Annotated in this window: 12 protein-coding genes, 2 tRNA genes and 1 pseudogene; 9 read left to right on the top strand and 6 right to left on the bottom strand. The window is 58.0% G+C overall.

The genetic code is table 11. The annotated features are described in order from the left end of the window. Nucleotides 1-296 precede the first annotated feature (296 nt). On the bottom strand, nt 297-812 hold the full coding sequence (locus tag ACVW0B_RS03515; RefSeq protein WP_414350548.1) for a TIGR02652 family protein: 516 nt from the start codon (nt 810-812) through the stop codon (nt 297-299). 301 nt (nt 813-1,113) lie between these two features. Here ACVW0B_RS03515 and rimP point away from each other — a divergent pair, with 301 nt between their 5' ends. The 3 genes from rimP (at nt 1,114) to ACVW0B_RS03500 (ending at nt 5,003) form a co-directional block, all read left to right on the top strand. Further along, nucleotides 1,114-1,584, top strand: coding sequence for a ribosome maturation factor RimP (rimP, locus tag ACVW0B_RS03510; RefSeq protein ID WP_011433822.1), 471 nt, complete (start codon nt 1,114-1,116; stop codon nt 1,582-1,584). Between the two features lie 135 nt (nt 1,585-1,719). Continuing rightward, nucleotides 1,720-3,093 (top strand): transcription termination factor NusA, encoded by a 1,374-nt coding sequence (gene nusA / locus ACVW0B_RS03505; protein WP_011433821.1) that lies wholly within the window; start codon nt 1,720-1,722, stop codon nt 3,091-3,093. 293 nt (nt 3,094-3,386) lie between these two features. Further along, nucleotides 3,387-5,003: a B12-binding domain-containing radical SAM protein gene (locus ACVW0B_RS03500; protein WP_457490957.1), complete on the top strand. Its 1,617-nt coding sequence runs from the start codon at nt 3,387-3,389 to the stop codon at nt 5,001-5,003. Nucleotides 5,004-5,009: 6 nt separating this feature from the next. On the opposite strand, the gene ACVW0B_RS03495 is transcribed toward ACVW0B_RS03500, so the two are convergent. Continuing rightward, entirely contained in the window at nt 5,010-5,528 is a 519-nt protein-coding gene (locus ACVW0B_RS03495; protein ID WP_414331173.1) for an inorganic diphosphatase, read from the bottom strand. 283 nt (nt 5,529-5,811) lie between these two features. Further along, a tRNA-Asn gene (locus ACVW0B_RS03490) sits at nt 5,812-5,883 on the bottom strand. Nucleotides 5,884-6,107: 224 nt separating this feature from the next. Between ACVW0B_RS03490 and yidC the strand changes: the two genes are divergently transcribed. Continuing rightward, entirely contained in the window at nt 6,108-7,298 is a 1,191-nt protein-coding gene (yidC, locus tag ACVW0B_RS03485) for a membrane protein insertase YidC (protein WP_457403747.1), read from the top strand. Nucleotides 7,299-7,384: 86 nt separating this feature from the next. On the opposite strand, the pseudogene ACVW0B_RS03480 reads toward yidC, so the two are convergent. Next, nucleotides 7,385-7,568: pseudogene (locus ACVW0B_RS03480) on the bottom strand (hypothetical protein); the annotation flags it as partial. Nucleotides 7,569-7,647: 79 nt separating this feature from the next. Here ACVW0B_RS03480 and ACVW0B_RS03475 point away from each other — a divergent pair. The 3 genes from ACVW0B_RS03475 to ACVW0B_RS03465 all read left to right on the top strand — a co-directional run bounded on the left by ACVW0B_RS03475 (nt 7,648) and on the right by ACVW0B_RS03465 (nt 9,757). Then, nucleotides 7,648-8,259, top strand: coding sequence for a Jag family protein (locus ACVW0B_RS03475; RefSeq protein ID WP_457482473.1), 612 nt, complete (start codon nt 7,648-7,650; stop codon nt 8,257-8,259). Nucleotides 8,260-8,348: 89 nt separating this feature from the next. Next, nucleotides 8,349-8,837, top strand: coding sequence for a YceD family protein (locus ACVW0B_RS03470; RefSeq protein WP_011433815.1), 489 nt, complete (start codon nt 8,349-8,351; stop codon nt 8,835-8,837). Nucleotides 8,838-8,845: 8 nt separating this feature from the next. Continuing rightward, a complete protein-coding gene (locus ACVW0B_RS03465; protein WP_457490956.1) occupies nt 8,846-9,757 on the top strand; it encodes a homogentisate phytyltransferase in 912 nt (303 codons plus the stop codon). A 49-nt stretch (nt 9,758-9,806) separates the two neighbouring features. Here ACVW0B_RS03465 and ACVW0B_RS03460 read toward each other — a convergent pair whose 3' ends face one another. Continuing rightward, nucleotides 9,807-10,607, bottom strand: coding sequence for a photosystem II S4 domain protein (locus ACVW0B_RS03460; protein WP_457490955.1), 801 nt, complete (start codon nt 10,605-10,607; stop codon nt 9,807-9,809). 69 nt (nt 10,608-10,676) lie between these two features. Here ACVW0B_RS03460 and ACVW0B_RS03455 point away from each other — a divergent pair. Further along, a tRNA-His gene (locus ACVW0B_RS03455) sits at nt 10,677-10,749 on the top strand. 411 nt (nt 10,750-11,160) lie between these two features. Next, nucleotides 11,161-12,315 carry an RNA-guided endonuclease InsQ/TnpB family protein gene (locus ACVW0B_RS03450; protein ID WP_457490954.1) on the top strand — a complete coding sequence of 385 codons (1,155 nt, stop codon included), beginning with the start codon at nt 11,161-11,163 and terminating at the stop codon, nt 12,313-12,315. A gap of 17 nt (nt 12,316-12,332) precedes the next feature. On the opposite strand, the gene ACVW0B_RS03445 is transcribed toward ACVW0B_RS03450, so the two are convergent. Then, nucleotides 12,333-14,417, bottom strand: coding sequence for a hydantoinase/oxoprolinase family protein (locus ACVW0B_RS03445; protein WP_457490953.1), 2,085 nt, complete (start codon nt 14,415-14,417; stop codon nt 12,333-12,335). Between the last annotated feature and the right edge of the window lie 8 nt (nt 14,418-14,425).

Below are 14,425 nucleotides of genomic sequence, written 5' to 3'. Positions count from 1 at the left end.
TACAACTCTTTGCCGCAAATCCAAAGAATGAGTCGGCATTCCTTTCTCTCCTTCCTCTTGAATACCTGTACCCTATTTTAAATTAAAAGGCTGTATGGCCCGGTTGATCCGAGAAGCGGGGTTTCGGTTTGAGCAACTGGAGCGGTTTTATATGCCTGACCAGCCGAGATTCATTGGCTACACCTATCAAGGCATAGCGCTTCCCGCCGCGGAAGGAAACTTCCAGTTCTAGAAGACTTGAGCAGCCACCAATTTTCCAACAGCTCTCTACCTGTTCGCCTTTCTAATCACACAGTCTAATCACACAGTTGCAGACGGGATTGCGGCTGCCGCATGGCCGGGTCGATCTCGTAGGTCAGCTCAAAGTTGATCACCCGCCAGCGCTGAGGGGATCCACCCACACCCTCTGGGATTTGGGAGCTGAAGCTGACGGGCAAACCATAGAGGCGAGGTGGGCCGGGGCGACGGTGGGACCCCTGCTCCAGATAAGGGGTGAGCAGCTGGCGGTAGCGCTCGGCCACGATCACCTGAGTGGCTCGCATTCCTTGCATGCGCAGCCGATCCAATTCTTCATGAATCTCAAAACGGATCCCATCGGCGTGGGTGTGCTGACGAAACCAGCGACCTTCCCAAAAGCGCCAGCGCCGTCCGGATTGCAGGTGTACCAGCTCCTCTTGTTCAGCATCCGCCTCAAACGCACCGTGGCGAGGGCAGAGGTAGGTATCGGTCAGGGTGAGGGCCGCAATCGTTTGCCGACAGTGGGGGCACTGAATGCTGGGGCCGAAGATCGGGTAGGAAAAGGCAACAGTCATAGGAAACCCCACAAAACGCGGCTGGATATCTGGGCAAATCCGCAGTTGTCCACATTATAGATGTTGCCTTTTGGGGATCCCCATGACAAAACCGGAGGAGATCTTTTAAATTAGGAGGTAGGGGGGATGCGCTCGAAGTCTGTACTGATTCTGGGCGAGCCTCAAGGAGCTCCGCGATAGCAACGGGGAGTGGGTGGTACCCACTTCTTTGCTTTTTGAGGGGGCTTACTGTCCCCTTTGCCAGCTCCGGCTCCAAGGGGTTTGGATCTGGCTGCAGCACCCGGTTGGTGACAAGTTGGTTATGGTTCACCCTCTTATTCCACAGTTGGAGAGCTTGGCCCGTCCCTTGGCCGCTCAACTGGGATACCAGTTAGTGCAGATGGTTTTCCACACCAACCAGCATCCGCCAGTTCTGCGGGTGGATATCCGCCCACTGGATCCCGACCGAGAAACCAGCCATGCCGATTGCGAAGCCATGAGCCAAGCCTTAGAAGTCGAGCTGGATCGGGTGGATCTGATCCCCGGCCAGTATGTGTTGGAGGTGTCCAGCCCTGGCATCAGCAACCTTCTCACCAGCGATCGCGACTTTGTGGTTTTCAAAGGGTTTGCGGTGGAGGTGACCTTGGATCCACCCTACAAGGGCAAAGCCGTCTGGTCAGGACACCTGCTGGGTCGGGATGAGGAGAGGGTTGCCTTATCTCTCAAGGGGCGGCGAGTCCAGTTGCCCCGCGCTTCGGTGCAGCGGGTTGCCCTCTCATCGGAAACCGACTAGGAGACCGGAGATAGAGAGAGCGTTTGACCGCAGGTGGTGCGGCCCTCCCTTCGCATCAGAGATGCGGGTTCAGTTCCCGCTGTGGAGCAATGGCAACAGCAAGTTTCACGAAGTTTGTGCAGGAGGACAGTGGTTATGGCGATGGTGCCTCTGCCGGGTTTGGCGGAAATGGTGGAGATGATCTCGCGGGAGCGCAACTTGCCCCGCCATGTGGTCACCGATGCTCTGCGAGAGGCGCTGCTCAAGGGCTACGAACGCTACCGCAAAACCATCCAGCGAGATGTGGTCTTTGCAGAAGACCACTTCCGCAATTTCGATGTGGAGTTGGATGTGGAGGCAGGAGGCTTTCGCGTTTTGGCCACCAAAGCCATCGTTGAGCAGGTGCAAAACCCCGACCATGAGATCTCTCTGTACGATGTGCAGCAGGATTACCCAGAAGCCGAAGTAGGCTGGGAAGTCACAGATGATGTCACCCCACAACAGGCGGAATTTGGCCGCATGGCGGCCATCCAAACCAAGCAGGTGCTGGCGCAAAAGTTACGGGATCAGCAGCGCCGTCTGATTCAGGAAGAGTTCCGCGATCTGGAAAAAACCGTACTGCAGGCACGGGTGCTGCGCACCGAGCGGCAGACGGTGATCATGTCGGTATCCAGCGGTTTCGGACAACCTGAGGTGGAAGCAGAACTGCCCAAGAAGGAACAGCTGGCCAGCGATCGCTACACTCCCAACGCGGTGATGAAGGTCTATCTCAAGAAAGTCTATGAGGGATCCCGGCGGGGGCCACAGCTTTTGGTTTCCCGGGCCGATGCTGGCTTGGTGGTGAACCTGTTTGCCAACGAGGTGCCAGAAATTGAAGAGGATATCGTGCGGATTGTGGCAGTGGCGCGGGAGGCCAACCCCCCTTCCCGAAATGTGGGGCCACGTACCAAGATTGCGGTCGATACGGTGGAGCGGGACGTGGATCCAGTGGGGGCCTGTATTGGCGCGAGGGGATCCCGGATTCAGGCGGTGGTAGCGGAGCTGCGCAACGAGAAAATCGATGTCATCCGCTGGTCGCCGGATCCTGCCACCTACATTGCCAACGCCCTCAGCCCGGCCAAGGTGGTGGAGGTGCGGCTAGTGGATCCGGAAATCCAGCAAGCTCATGTGTTGGTCAACAGCGACCAGCTCAGTTTGGCCATTGGCAAAGAGGGGCAAAATGTGCGCCTGGCAGCCCGCCTCACCGGTTGGAAAATCGACATCAAGGAAGTGGAGAGCTACCGCGCAGCGCTGGAGGAGGCCCAAGCGCAAGGGTTGCCCTATCCCTTCATCACTCCAGCGGCACTGGAGCGCTTCCAGCGGCGGGCAGAGCGGGCTGCTTTGGGCCTAGAGGATGAGGAATACGAAGAAAAGCGCCGCCTGGAGGAAGAGGAGCTGGCGGGGGACGATAGGCTGGAAGAAGACTGGGCTGACGAAGAGGAGGACTTCGACTACGACGCCGAGTTCGACATTGCCCAGCCGAAGGGGTAATGATATACGCTCTACCCTCACTTTGCCCGTACACTTTGCTCGTAGAGGGCGGCTTCTGCCGGAAGTCTGGGCTTTGGAATGAGTTTTGCTGCAGGGGATCGCGGTTGCACCGAGACCGCAATGGCGCATGTGGGGTTTTCCTGCCTGCTTGGGCAGAACTGCCCTGTTCCGGCAATCTGCATTGGTGAAAGATGCTAGCTTTTGTTAGCATGCAGGAGCCAAAAAAGTTCGGCAGGCAAATCAAAACTCTTCCGAGCCAGAACCCAAACCTCAATCCAACACAGCGGGATCCCTTGGCTAGTTCAGAGTTTGCCCTGGAGCAGTTGCTCTTCGCCCCGGCTACGCCCGACCCCGACGCGGTGCGGGTGATCTATGCCTTTCCCAACACCTACGCAGTGGGGATCACCAGCCTGGGCTATCAAGTCATCTGGAGTCTGCTGGCCAGCCGCCGGGATGTGGCCGTCTCCCGCCTCTTTACAGACTTGGCTGAGCCCCTGCCCCGGGAGCCGGAGCTGTTCGGCTTTTCCCTATCCTGGGAGCTGGATTATGTCCATATCCTGGCTCTGCTGGAACGGCACGGGATCCCTCCCAGATCTGAGGAGCGGGAAGAAGCCCACCCCTTGGTCTTTGGCGGCGGCCCGGTACTGACGGCCAACCCTGAGCCCTTTGCCGAGTTCTTTGACCTGATCTTGTTGGGGGATGGGGAAGGTCTTCTGGAGAAGATGATTGAGGTCTATCGGCAGGTGCGCCAGGGATCCCGGGCTGAGAAATTGCAGGCGCTAGCGCAGGTGCCAGGGATCTATGTGCCCGGCTTGTATGAACCCCAATACCGGGAGCCCGACGGCCCGGTGGAGAAGGTGCTCCCCAAAGTGGCCGGGATCCCTAGCTCCATTCGCAAACACACCTTCCGCGGCAACACCCTCTCGGTTTCCACAGTAGTCACCCCCAAAGCGGCCTGGGAGAGCATCTACATGGTGGAGGTGGTGCGCAGCTGCCCGGAGATGTGTCGGTTTTGCCTGGCCAGCTATCTCACCCTGCCTTTCCGGGTGGCGGATGTGGAGGGGCATTTGATCCCGGCGGTAGAGCGGGGGCTGCAGGTCACTCAGCGGATTGGGTTGCTGGGGGCTTCTGTAACCCAACACCCGCAATTCGAGCAGTTGCTGGAGCACTTGGCCCAGGATCGCTTCGAGCAGGTGCGTCTCAGTTTGGCCTCGGTGCGCACCGCTACCGTAACCCCACGTCTGGCGCAGGTACTCTCCCGCCGGGGCAGCCAGTCCATTACGGTGGCCATCGAAAGTGGCTCAGAACAACTGCGCCAGATCATCAACAAGAAGTTAAGCAACCCGGAAATCTTGGCAGCAGCAGCCCACGCCCAGGCTGGAGGTCTGAAGGGCATTAAGTTCTACGGCATGGTAGGGATCCCGGCGGAAACCCAGGCAGATCTGGAGGCCACAGTAGCCCTTTTCCAAGAGCTCAAAAAAGCGGCTCCCGGCCTGCGCCTAACGCTGGGTTGCAGCACCTTTGTGCCCAAAGCCCACACCCCTTTTCAGTGGCACGGGGTGGATCCCCAAGCCGAGAAAAAACTGCAGTTTTTCCAGAAACACCTGCGTCCCTTGGGGGTGGAGTTTCGCCCGGAAAGCTATAGCTGGTCGGTGATCCAAGCCCTCATCTCGCGAGGGGATCGGCGGGTGGGAAAAGTCTTGCAGTTGGCGCAGGACTTTGGGGAATCCTTGGGGAGCTACCGGCGCGCTTTCAAAGAGCTTAAAGGGCAACTGCCGCCCCTAGACTACTACGTGCACAGCCACTGGGATCCAGCGGATCCCTTGCCTTGGCAACACATCGAAGGGCCCCTCACCCCAGAGCGACTGTTGCAACATCGCCAGGAAGCTCTTTCTGTTCGCATCCCTTAGAGATGTCTATTGGGGTTGTTTGCAGGCCGCAATGCTGCTGGCAATGACCGCCTCGGTTTCGGCCAAACCTTTCCAGCCCAAGATCTGGGTTTCTTTCTTTTCCAAGCGCTTGTAGGTGGCGAAAAACTCCGCAATCTCATCCAGGCGGTGCTGGGCGATGTCTTCCAGCTTGGTCACTGCAGCATAGCGGGGATCCTTGGCAGGCACACACAGCAGCTTCTCATCGGGATCCCCGCCATCGATCATCTGCAACATGCCCAAGGGTCGCACCGTGACCACACACCCTGGGAAAGTGGGCTGATCCATGATCACCAAGCCATCCAAGGGATCCCCATCCCCGGCCAGCGTATTGGGCACAAAGCCGTAGTCGTAAGGGTACTGCACCGAGGAATAGAGCACCCGATCCAGCGCCATCGCTCCCATGTCTTTGTCGAACTCATACTTGTTTTTGCTGCCGCCGGGAATCTCAATCAAGAGGTTGAGCAGGCCGGGCTTGGGTTGGGCAGGGATCCGCGACAGGTCGATCACAGCAAGCACCCTCGGATTGGGAATAGACAGCCAGAGGGTATTCTGACATACTCCTTGCCCCAAAGGACAGAGACTCTTGACACTTGCCGGGAACAGGCGGGACGAAATCCTTAGCCGCCTTCACATTGCTTCACATTATTTTCTCCACGTCTGGCTTAGCGTCGCATCTTCCTCGACGAGATGGGAGACTGGGTTTTCTCTCCCCCTTTCCCTCAGCAGGCCCAGAGCCGCCTGGAAGGATAGGGTTCCGGATCCGGCTTCCTTGATTGGCTCAGACATACTCCCCGGGCAAGATTCGAACTTGCGACCAATCGGTTAACAGCCGACCGCTCTACCGCTGAGCTACCGAGGATCAAGCGTTTCTCATCATAGGGGAAAAAAGGACTGCTAGGCAACTGCCGGCGGGGGGTTCTTGTTGGGCCTTGGGATCCCTGTTCAGTGGAGCGGGCTTGATTTTGCTCAATTGCTCGCCTTTCTCAGGTCTATCTGACGGATCCAGGGGACAAACCCTGAAAACGCCCTCGTCAACCGAACGGAAGCCATTACAATGGTTACGGACATTTGCCAGCGCCCCTCATGGACTTCGGAGTCGGATTTCTCTCCAACAACGTCATGCTGCCGATCCTGGATTTTTTCTACGGGATCGTGCCCAGCTACGGACTGGCCATCATCTTCCTGACGTTGGTGATCCGCTTTGCCCTCTACCCGCTCAATGTGGGATCCATCCGCAACATGCGGCGCATGAAGGTGATCAGCCCGGTGATGCAGCGGCGGATGCGAGAACTCCAGGAGAAATACCGAGACGACCCGCAAAAGCTTCGCGAAGCCCAGGCCAAGCTTTATACCGAGCTGGGGGCCAATCCTTTGGGGGGCTGCCTGCCACTGCTCATTCAAATGCCGGTGCTGTTTGCCCTGTTTGCCACCCTGCGGGGATCCCCCTTTGCAGCGGTGACCTACGATGTCAACTTGCAGATCCTGCCGGCGGAAGTGGCGGCTGAGGTGGTGCCCGCCCCCTACGTCAGCTCCAGCAAGAACATTTTTGTCACCGACTCTCTTCACAAGCCGGTGGTGCTGGTGGAACCCAAAGGCACCAAGATTGCCGTCGGGGAAGAGGTGCAATTTTTGCTTCAAGGGCCGGGGGGCAAACCTTTTGAGCAGTTGGTGGCCGAAGCGGGCGGGGATCCCAATCTGTTACAGCCCACCTGGAAGATCACCAAAGGGGAAGATCGTGCCCAGATAAAGCCGGATGGCACCTTGCTGGCTCTGCAGCCGGGGGATGTGACCGTGCAGGTGTCTATTCCCGGTTTGGCCTCTGACACCGGCTTTCTGTTCATCGACAAGTTGGGTCGTGTGGGGGCCTTCGACGAAGATGGCACCATCCACTGGGATATCATCGCCATGATCGTCATCTTTGGGGTGTCCATTTACCTGAACCAGTACCTAACCAATGCCGGACAGGATACCGGCAAAGAGGATCCCAGCCAAAGTTCCATGGCTCGGATCACCCCTGTGCTGTTCTCGGCGATGTTCCTGTTCTTCCCTCTGCCGGCAGGGGTTTTGCTCTACATCCTCGTCTCTAATATCTTCCAAACGGTGCAGACTTTCCTGCTCTCGCGGGAGCCGTTGCCGGAGAACTTACAGCAGTTGGTGGAAGAGGAGCGTCGTCGGGCTGCCCAGACGATAACGGTGGAGGCCAAGGAAGTGGAGAAATCGACCAAGCCCAGACCAGCCAAGGAGGGACGGGAATCCTTGCCCTTTGAGCCCTAGGGGATCCTCGCTGTTGGGGTGGACTTGTGGTGGAGTGTTGATACCTGATACATTTACGCTGAACACTGCTGAACATCACTGTTCAACTATGCAGCGATAGCATTCTGTTTGTTTCCAACCAGAATGGCGGTATCCCGCAAAGCTTTGAGTAAAATACCCAAAGCGCAGTTTCCGTGTCGTCTTACTACCAATTTTCTGCTTTGCTTTGGCTACCATGTTGGCAGACTCGAAAGTAAACAGAAAGATCAACTGGTAGTAATCCGTACTGAACATATTATACATTATTTTCAGTATAGTTGAGCTTATTATTGACTAGAGTCATGCTCTTCAAAGTTGGAAGCTGCCCAGGATGAGCCGTCCTAAGTCTTCTACGGGATCTGCTGCTAAGAAATCTGAGGGAACCGTTGCCCCTTCGCCAAACAAGTCCACCTTTGCGGCCAATCAAGAGCGAGCCAGGCAGTGGTTACAGCAGGTGCTGGCGGCTATGGGGATCCCAGCGGCGGTGCGGGTGGTGGGGGAGGTGCTGGAAATTGAGGCAGACTCTTTGACCCCAGCTCAGAAGCGGCTGCTGTTGGCGAAAGCCCCCCCCTTGCCCTCTCCATCTTCCAGAGATTCCCCTCAAGAGGAGGATCGCTCCCCCGTGGTGCTGGATGCGTTGCAGTACCTGGCCAACACCCTTCTCAACCTGAACCAGCCGGAAGACCAGCAGCAGCCCTACATTTTGGATTTGGACGGCTATCGGCAGCGGCGTTTGCAGGAGCTGAAGGTTTTGGTTGCCGCTGCTGTGGAAAAGGTGAGGGCCACTGGTCGGGAATACGAGTTTCCAGATCTCTCGGCTGCCGAGCGTCGGCAAATTCATACTCTCTTGAATGACCCTGCCTATGCCGATCTGGAAACTTTCAGCCGTGGCAAAGAGCCTAACCGGCGCTTGGTTATCCGTCGGGCAGCTTCCCCATCTTGAGAGTGGGCAGAGGGCTGGGAACAAGTTGGCCCTCTTGCTACGGTGACGACAGGGATCCCTGCTACCCAAAACGCGTGAAGGGGGGTGCCATGCTGAGGCCAATTCGTCTATCGGATCTGCGGCAGATGCCGGATCAAACCCAAGAATTGCAGTTTAGGCAGTTTTTTTCGGGCTTTGAGAGTTTGACCCCTGTGGAGGGATCCCTGGAAGTCAGCCATCGGGGCCATTTTCTCGAAGTGAGTGCTGAAGCTCGTACCATTGTCACCCTCACCTGCCACCGCTGCCTACAGCAGTTCAACCACCGGCTGCACCTGGAAGTTGAGGAGATCATTTTGATTCGGGATCCCGAACCTCTCCCCTTGGAGCTGGAATTGCAAGACGAAGAAGATCTGCTGGAGAGCCTGCCCCCCAATGGTGAGCTGGATGTCGAAGACTGGATGTACCAGCACCTGCATTTGGAGATGCCCCGCCAGTTGCCCTGCCGTCCCGATTGTCCGGGCATTGCGGTGGAAGCTACAGCACCAACGGCGGATCCCCGCTGGGCAGCCCTAGCTTCTCTCCTGGAAGACTCTCCCTAGCTTTTTTGATGTTGCGCCCACAAGTTCTCTGGCGTTTTGCTCGACCCCACACCGTCTACGGCACCAGCGCCAGCGTGGTGGGCCTCTACCTGTTGGCGGGGTTTGTGGCTGCCGGATCCCTGCAACCGGTTCTCTCGGCGCTGCCCCAGTTGGTCTGGGCTTGGGCGGCCTGTCTGGCGGCCAATGTCTACATCGTCGGCTTGAATCAACTGACGGATATTGAAATCGACCGCATCAACAAACCCCATTTGCCCTTGGCTGCTGGATCCCTGAGTTGGCGACAGGGGGTGGGGATCGTCGTGGGTTGTGGAGCGGCGTCCGTCCTACTGGCCATGGCCGGGATCCCCTACCTGCTGCTGACGGTGCTTTTGAGCAATGGGATCGGCACGGCCTATTCGTTGCCCCCCTTGCGGTTGAAGCGTTTTCCGCTGGCAGCCTCGGCTTGCATCTACAGCGTGCGGGGTTTGATCGTCAATTTGGGCCTTTACAGCCATTTTCAGCAGGTGATGCAGGGAAGGGTCGAGCTTTCGGCTGCGATTGTTTGGCTGACGGGGTTTATGTCGATTTTTGGGCTGGTGATCGCCCTTTTCAAAGATATTCCCGACATGGAAGGGGATCGCCAGTTTGCCATTGCCACCTTCTCGCTGCGCTTTGGGCCAGAGCGGATCTCAAGGTTTTGCATTAGCATTTTGGCCTTGTGCTATCTGGGATTTATCGGGGTGGGGATCTCTTTTCTCCTTGCGGGCAACGGCCTCTGGCTGTTGGTGAGCCATGTGTTGGGGCTGGGGATCCTCTTGGGCTATGGTGTCCATCTGGATCTCAGCCGTCGGGAGGCGATTGTTGGCTATTATCAACTGATCTGGAAGTTGTTTTACTTGGAGTATTTGCTTTACCCTTGGGCCTTTTTCTCTTTTTTCTAGAGCATTTTCCTGGAGGTAACGATCTCCCCAAACTCAGACAGGAAAAAATCTAGAGATACCGCGTCATTTGCACTCGAAAGCGGCCTTTTTTCGTTTCGGCTACCTCTTCGATTTGCAGCCGACCACGACCGCGAATGGCAATCCAATCCTGAGGGCCAACGGTGTAGCTGGCTTGGGTAATGGGCTTCCAATTGACCCGCACTTCCCCCCGTTGGATTTCTTCCACCATCTTGCTGCGGGAGATGCCAAACCCAGCTGAGGCTACCGCATCCAGGCGCAAAGAGGCTTCCACGCTGGTGATGGATTTGACGCGGGGGGGTTGAATGTTCAACTGGCTCAGGGGGATCCGGCTCACTTTGACAGGCACTGTGCGCACCTGCGTCAGGTTTAGGGTGAGGTAATCCACCATTTCGGGCACAACGATGGCCTGGGCGCCTGAGTCTCCCAACACAAGGATGTCTCCCACTTTCTCGCGGGCGATGCCGGCTCCCAAAAGGGCTCCCAGAAAATCGCGGTGGGTAGCCGGGTCGAAGAGAAAGTTGCCTTGAATCTGAATGGCGGCCAATGGGATCCCTTCTGGGTCGGACTTTGGATCCCGGACATCCAGACCCACCTCAGAGCGAGCTAGGGCCAAGCGCTGGCGCTCTGCTTGGGGGTACCCTCCCCAGGCCCCCACTTGTAGTTCGGTCAAGTTGCGCAGCCGAGCTTGCACCTCCGCTATTTCGGGTGGGGAAAGGAAGTCGCTCCAGACCACTTGCCAGGTCTTGAGGGCTTGCTCTCCCAAATCCAAGACCCGTGCCAAGGTTTCTCGATACTCTGCCCCTTGCAACAAATCGGCTCTGGGTAGCATTTTGAGGCGCTTCGACCTTTGTAGTTCAGTCCCGTTTTTCCCATGCTAAGCTAGATAGCCGGAATCGCGGCGGGCGTAGCCAAGCGGTTAAGGCAGAGGATTGTGGATCCTCCATTCGTGGGTTCGAGTCCCATCGTCCGCCCTTGAGGGAAATCGCGAAAATCCAGTCAGGGCAAGGGCTGCAGAGGCCAGTCCATCTATCTAGACCCTGACAAACGAAAACAGACAACACCCTATCTGGACGCAAAAATCGTGAAGGTATTCGTCAAGGTGATCTGGAGCACCTGCCTCTCCCTCTCAAAACAAGCTCTGCTGTGGTCTTTCAGGTTAGGGTGAGCTTCTGGCCCCCTGCATTATTGCTCCGCAACGCCGACGCGAGCAACGTTTTGGGTGTGGGCACAGTATCCTAGTTTGAATCGAAATGACCATGACGCTCTGCTTGCGGATGGACTCACCAAATTTTCGGGCTGGAGGCCCGCACCATAGCCGCAGGCTTGGTGTCGGGAGGAAAGCCCGCCTGCTAGTCAAAGCCTGGATGAGCTACGATAGGCCCATGAGCCAGACTATCTCTGTACGTTGCAAGCTGATAGTCCCGCAAGAGTTGCGTCAAGAAATTGACCGCACTTTGCAGGGCTTTGCGAATGCTTGCAACCAGATTCTCGACGCCGCCAAACAAAAGAACTGCTGGAACACCGCTAAGCTGCACCACTTGGTCTATCGACCGGTAAGAGCGGCTACGGGGCTGAAGGCTAATCACGTCTGTCAAGCGCTCCGCCGTGTGATTAGCAACGCCAAAGCGGTGAAGCAAGTCCACAAGTTTCGCCCCACCAGCCTGACCTTGGATGCGCGTACTTTTAGGTACCGAGAGTCTGAACAGACTGTTGGTGTGACCCTGATAAGCGGGCGAGTCTGGCTCAAGCTCAAGATCGGTGGCTACCAGATAGCGCTTCTGCGAGGCCAGAAGCCAACAAGCGCAACCCTGTCCAAGACCAAGCAAGGGGACTACTACATCAACATCGCTGTTGAGCTGGACACTCCCCCAACCGGCAAAACTCCAAAGGTAATCGGAGTTGACTTGGGCAGGCGGGATATCGCCACCGCTAGCAACGGACGCTCTTGGAGTGGAGAGCACATCCAGGCCGTCCGTGACCGGTTCAGCCGTGTACGCGCCAAGGTTCAATCCAAACGCACTCGCAGCTCTAGGAGGCTGCTGAGAAGGCTCTCTGGGAGAGAACGGCGCTACCAGACATGGCTGAACCACAACATCAGCAAAACCTTGGTCAGGGATGCCCAGGCTATTGGTGCGGCACTGGCTTTTGAAGACTTGACAGGCATCAGAGATTGCCTGAATCAGAAGTCTCGAAGTAAGGCTGAGCGGCGCAGGACTAACAACTGGGCGTTCTACCAGCTCAGGATGTTTGTAGCCTACAAGGCTGCCATTGCTGGAGTGCCTGTGGTGCTGGTGCCGCCTGCCTACACCAGTCAGACCTGCCACAAATGCCTGCACATCCACCCTGAGCAGGGTAAGTCCTACCGCAGCGGCAAGTTGTTCAAGTGTGGGCATTGTGGATGGGAAGGGGATGCTGACCATAACGCTGCTCAAATGATCTCTCTTCTTGGGGCGACTGTAAACTCGCCTGAAATTCCGAAACTTAGCTGTCCTCTGGGGCCGCTGGGGATTGGGATAAAGCCCGCACCCTGCGCATAGCGCGGGTGTCGGGTGGTTTACCAGGACTTTGTCCCGCTATCGCGAACACAGCTCAAGATTAGGGTTCCCACTTCGTCAATGACACCTGTCCAATCGGCTTCGATCACCGCAGTTGCCTCCGGCATCTCGACAATTGCCGGCCCGCGCAGTTGAAACCCCACACCCATGCGCTGCCGATCGTAAACCGGCACCAGGCGCATCCTGCCCCCAAACCATGCCTCTCGCCGACCCTTGAGGGGATCCCCTAGCAAGGGGGGGGGTGCGGTCAAAGGCACGGTGGGTAGGGCCTGCACCGCCTGTAGACGCAACTGAATCACCTCCACCGGCTGGGCCAAATCCTGCCATCCATAGCGTTGTTGGTGGGCCTGGTGAAACTGCTGTTCCAGATGAGCAATCGGATCTGACAACTGCACCGGGATCTCCAACTCAAAAGACTGGCCGCGATAGCGCAAGTCCAAGCTGAAGTGCAACGCCGGCTCCTGCAGATCGGCTTGGGCCTGGCGGATCAGGGGTTCTGCCCATTGAGCCAGCAGGGATCCCCCTGAAGCGGACGTGAGCTGCCGCAGAGGTTGGAGGATGGCCCGCCGATAGTCTCGCCGCAGATCTGCCAAAGCCATTCCCAGCGCCGAGAGCACCCCACAGGCAGCCGGGATCAAGATCGTGCGGATGCCCAGCTCTTCTGCCAAAGCACAGGCATGCATGGGCCCGGCTCCGCCGAAGGCCAACAGGGCAAAATCGGCGGGATCCAAACCCCGCTCCACGCTGATCACCCGCAAGGCCCGCGACATGGCGACATTCGCCAAGGTGCGAATGCCAACGGCAGTTTCCTGCAAGCTCAAGCCCAAGGGATCCGCCAGCGTGGCAATAGCCTGTTCCGCTAGCCCCCGCCGTAGCTGCACCGAGTCGCCCAGCCGACCGCCATCCGGCAGGTACCCCAGCCAGAGGTTGGCATCGGTAACCGTCGGAGCCCTTCCCCCCCGACCGTAGCAGGCCGGCCCGGGGTTGGATCCGGCACTCTCTGGCCCCACCTGAAGCCCACCGCCGGGCAGCAAATGGGCCAGGGATCCGCCGCCGGCACTGACGGTGTGGATATCAATTTGGGGCTGTTGCACGGGCAAGCCACACACCACTGCTGCAGGAGTAACCTGGGGGATCCCATCTTGGATCAAGGCCACATCCGTGCTGGTTCCCCCCATGTCGAAGCTGAGCAAGTGGGGGTAGCCACTCAGGCGACCCAGATAGGCCGCCCCATAAACCCCGCCTGCCGGCCCCGAGAGCAAAGCCAGCGAAGCATGAGCTGCCGCCTGAGCAATGGAGGTCACCCCGCCGGAAGACTGCATGATCAAGGGCTGGGGGATCCCTCGCTCCCGACATCCTTGGGCCAAGCGGTGCAGGTAGCCCGCCAATGCCGGGCTGAGGTAGGCATCGATGGCGGTGGTGCTGAAGCGCTCGTATTCGCGGAACTCCGGCGCCACCTCGCAAGACAGGGAAAGGTGCAGATCGGGAAAAGCCTGTCGCAAGGCCATTCCCAGCCGCTGTTCGTGCTCCGGGTAGAGAAAAGAAAACAAAAACCCCACCCCAATAGCGCGGATCCCATCCCGCTGCACCCGTTCCCCCACCTCCTGCACCACCCGCCGGATTTCGGCATCGGTGAGCGGCTCCAACACTCCGCCCGCGCTGCAGCGCTCCTTCACCTCCAGGCAATGGTGGCGGGGCACCACTGGCTCCGGCTTGGGCTGCGTCAGGTCATACAGAGAGGGGCGGTTTTGACGGGCAATGGCCAGCACATCCCGAAAGCCCGCCGTGGTCAAAAACAGGGTGGGGGATCCCTTGCGCTCCAGCAGCGCGTTGGTGGCTACCGTCATGCCATGACAGAAGAGGTCAACCCAGAGCACCCCCAGCTTGTCCAGCGCCGCAAAGACTCCCTCCTCAGGGCTGGGGGTAGACAGCACCTTCGCCGTCTGCATCTGGCCATCCTGCAAGAGCACCAGATCGGTAAAGGTGCCCCCCACATCGATCCCCAGGCGGGCCAAGCCTCGGCTTGCTTCCGTCTGATCCAGATTGGCCGGATCGAGGTTGCTACCCAACGCTGATGCGACCATGGCTTCTA

It is taken from the genome of Thermostichus sp. MS-CIW-23, assembly GCF_054059455.1.
This window is presented reverse-complemented; position numbering and strand designations above follow the sequence as displayed.

What these genes read in the sequence shown, in the direction of transcription:
- ACVW0B_RS03515 (WP_414350548.1), bottom strand. Translation starts at nt 812, where the DNA reads ATGACTGTTGCCTTTTCCTACCCGATCTTCGGCCCCAGCATTCAGTGC.
- rimP (WP_011433822.1), top strand. Translation starts at nt 1,114, where the DNA reads ATGGTTCACCCTCTTATTCCACAGTTGGAGAGCTTGGCCCGTCCCTTG.
- nusA (WP_011433821.1), top strand. Translation starts at nt 1,720, where the DNA reads ATGGCGATGGTGCCTCTGCCGGGTTTGGCGGAAATGGTGGAGATGATC.
- yidC (WP_457403747.1), top strand. Translation starts at nt 6,108, where the DNA reads ATGGACTTCGGAGTCGGATTTCTCTCCAACAACGTCATGCTGCCGATC.
- ACVW0B_RS03475 (WP_457482473.1), top strand. Translation starts at nt 7,648, where the DNA reads ATGAGCCGTCCTAAGTCTTCTACGGGATCTGCTGCTAAGAAATCTGAG.
- ACVW0B_RS03470 (WP_011433815.1), top strand. Translation starts at nt 8,349, where the DNA reads ATGCTGAGGCCAATTCGTCTATCGGATCTGCGGCAGATGCCGGATCAA.
- ACVW0B_RS03465 (WP_457490956.1), top strand. Translation starts at nt 8,846, where the DNA reads ATGTTGCGCCCACAAGTTCTCTGGCGTTTTGCTCGACCCCACACCGTC.
- ACVW0B_RS03460 (WP_457490955.1), bottom strand. Translation starts at nt 10,607, where the DNA reads ATGCTACCCAGAGCCGATTTGTTGCAAGGGGCAGAGTATCGAGAAACC.
- ACVW0B_RS03450 (WP_457490954.1), top strand. Translation starts at nt 11,161, where the DNA reads ATGAGCCAGACTATCTCTGTACGTTGCAAGCTGATAGTCCCGCAAGAG.
- ACVW0B_RS03445 (WP_457490953.1), bottom strand. Translation starts at nt 14,417, where the DNA reads ATGGTCGCATCAGCGTTGGGTAGCAACCTCGATCCGGCCAATCTGGAT.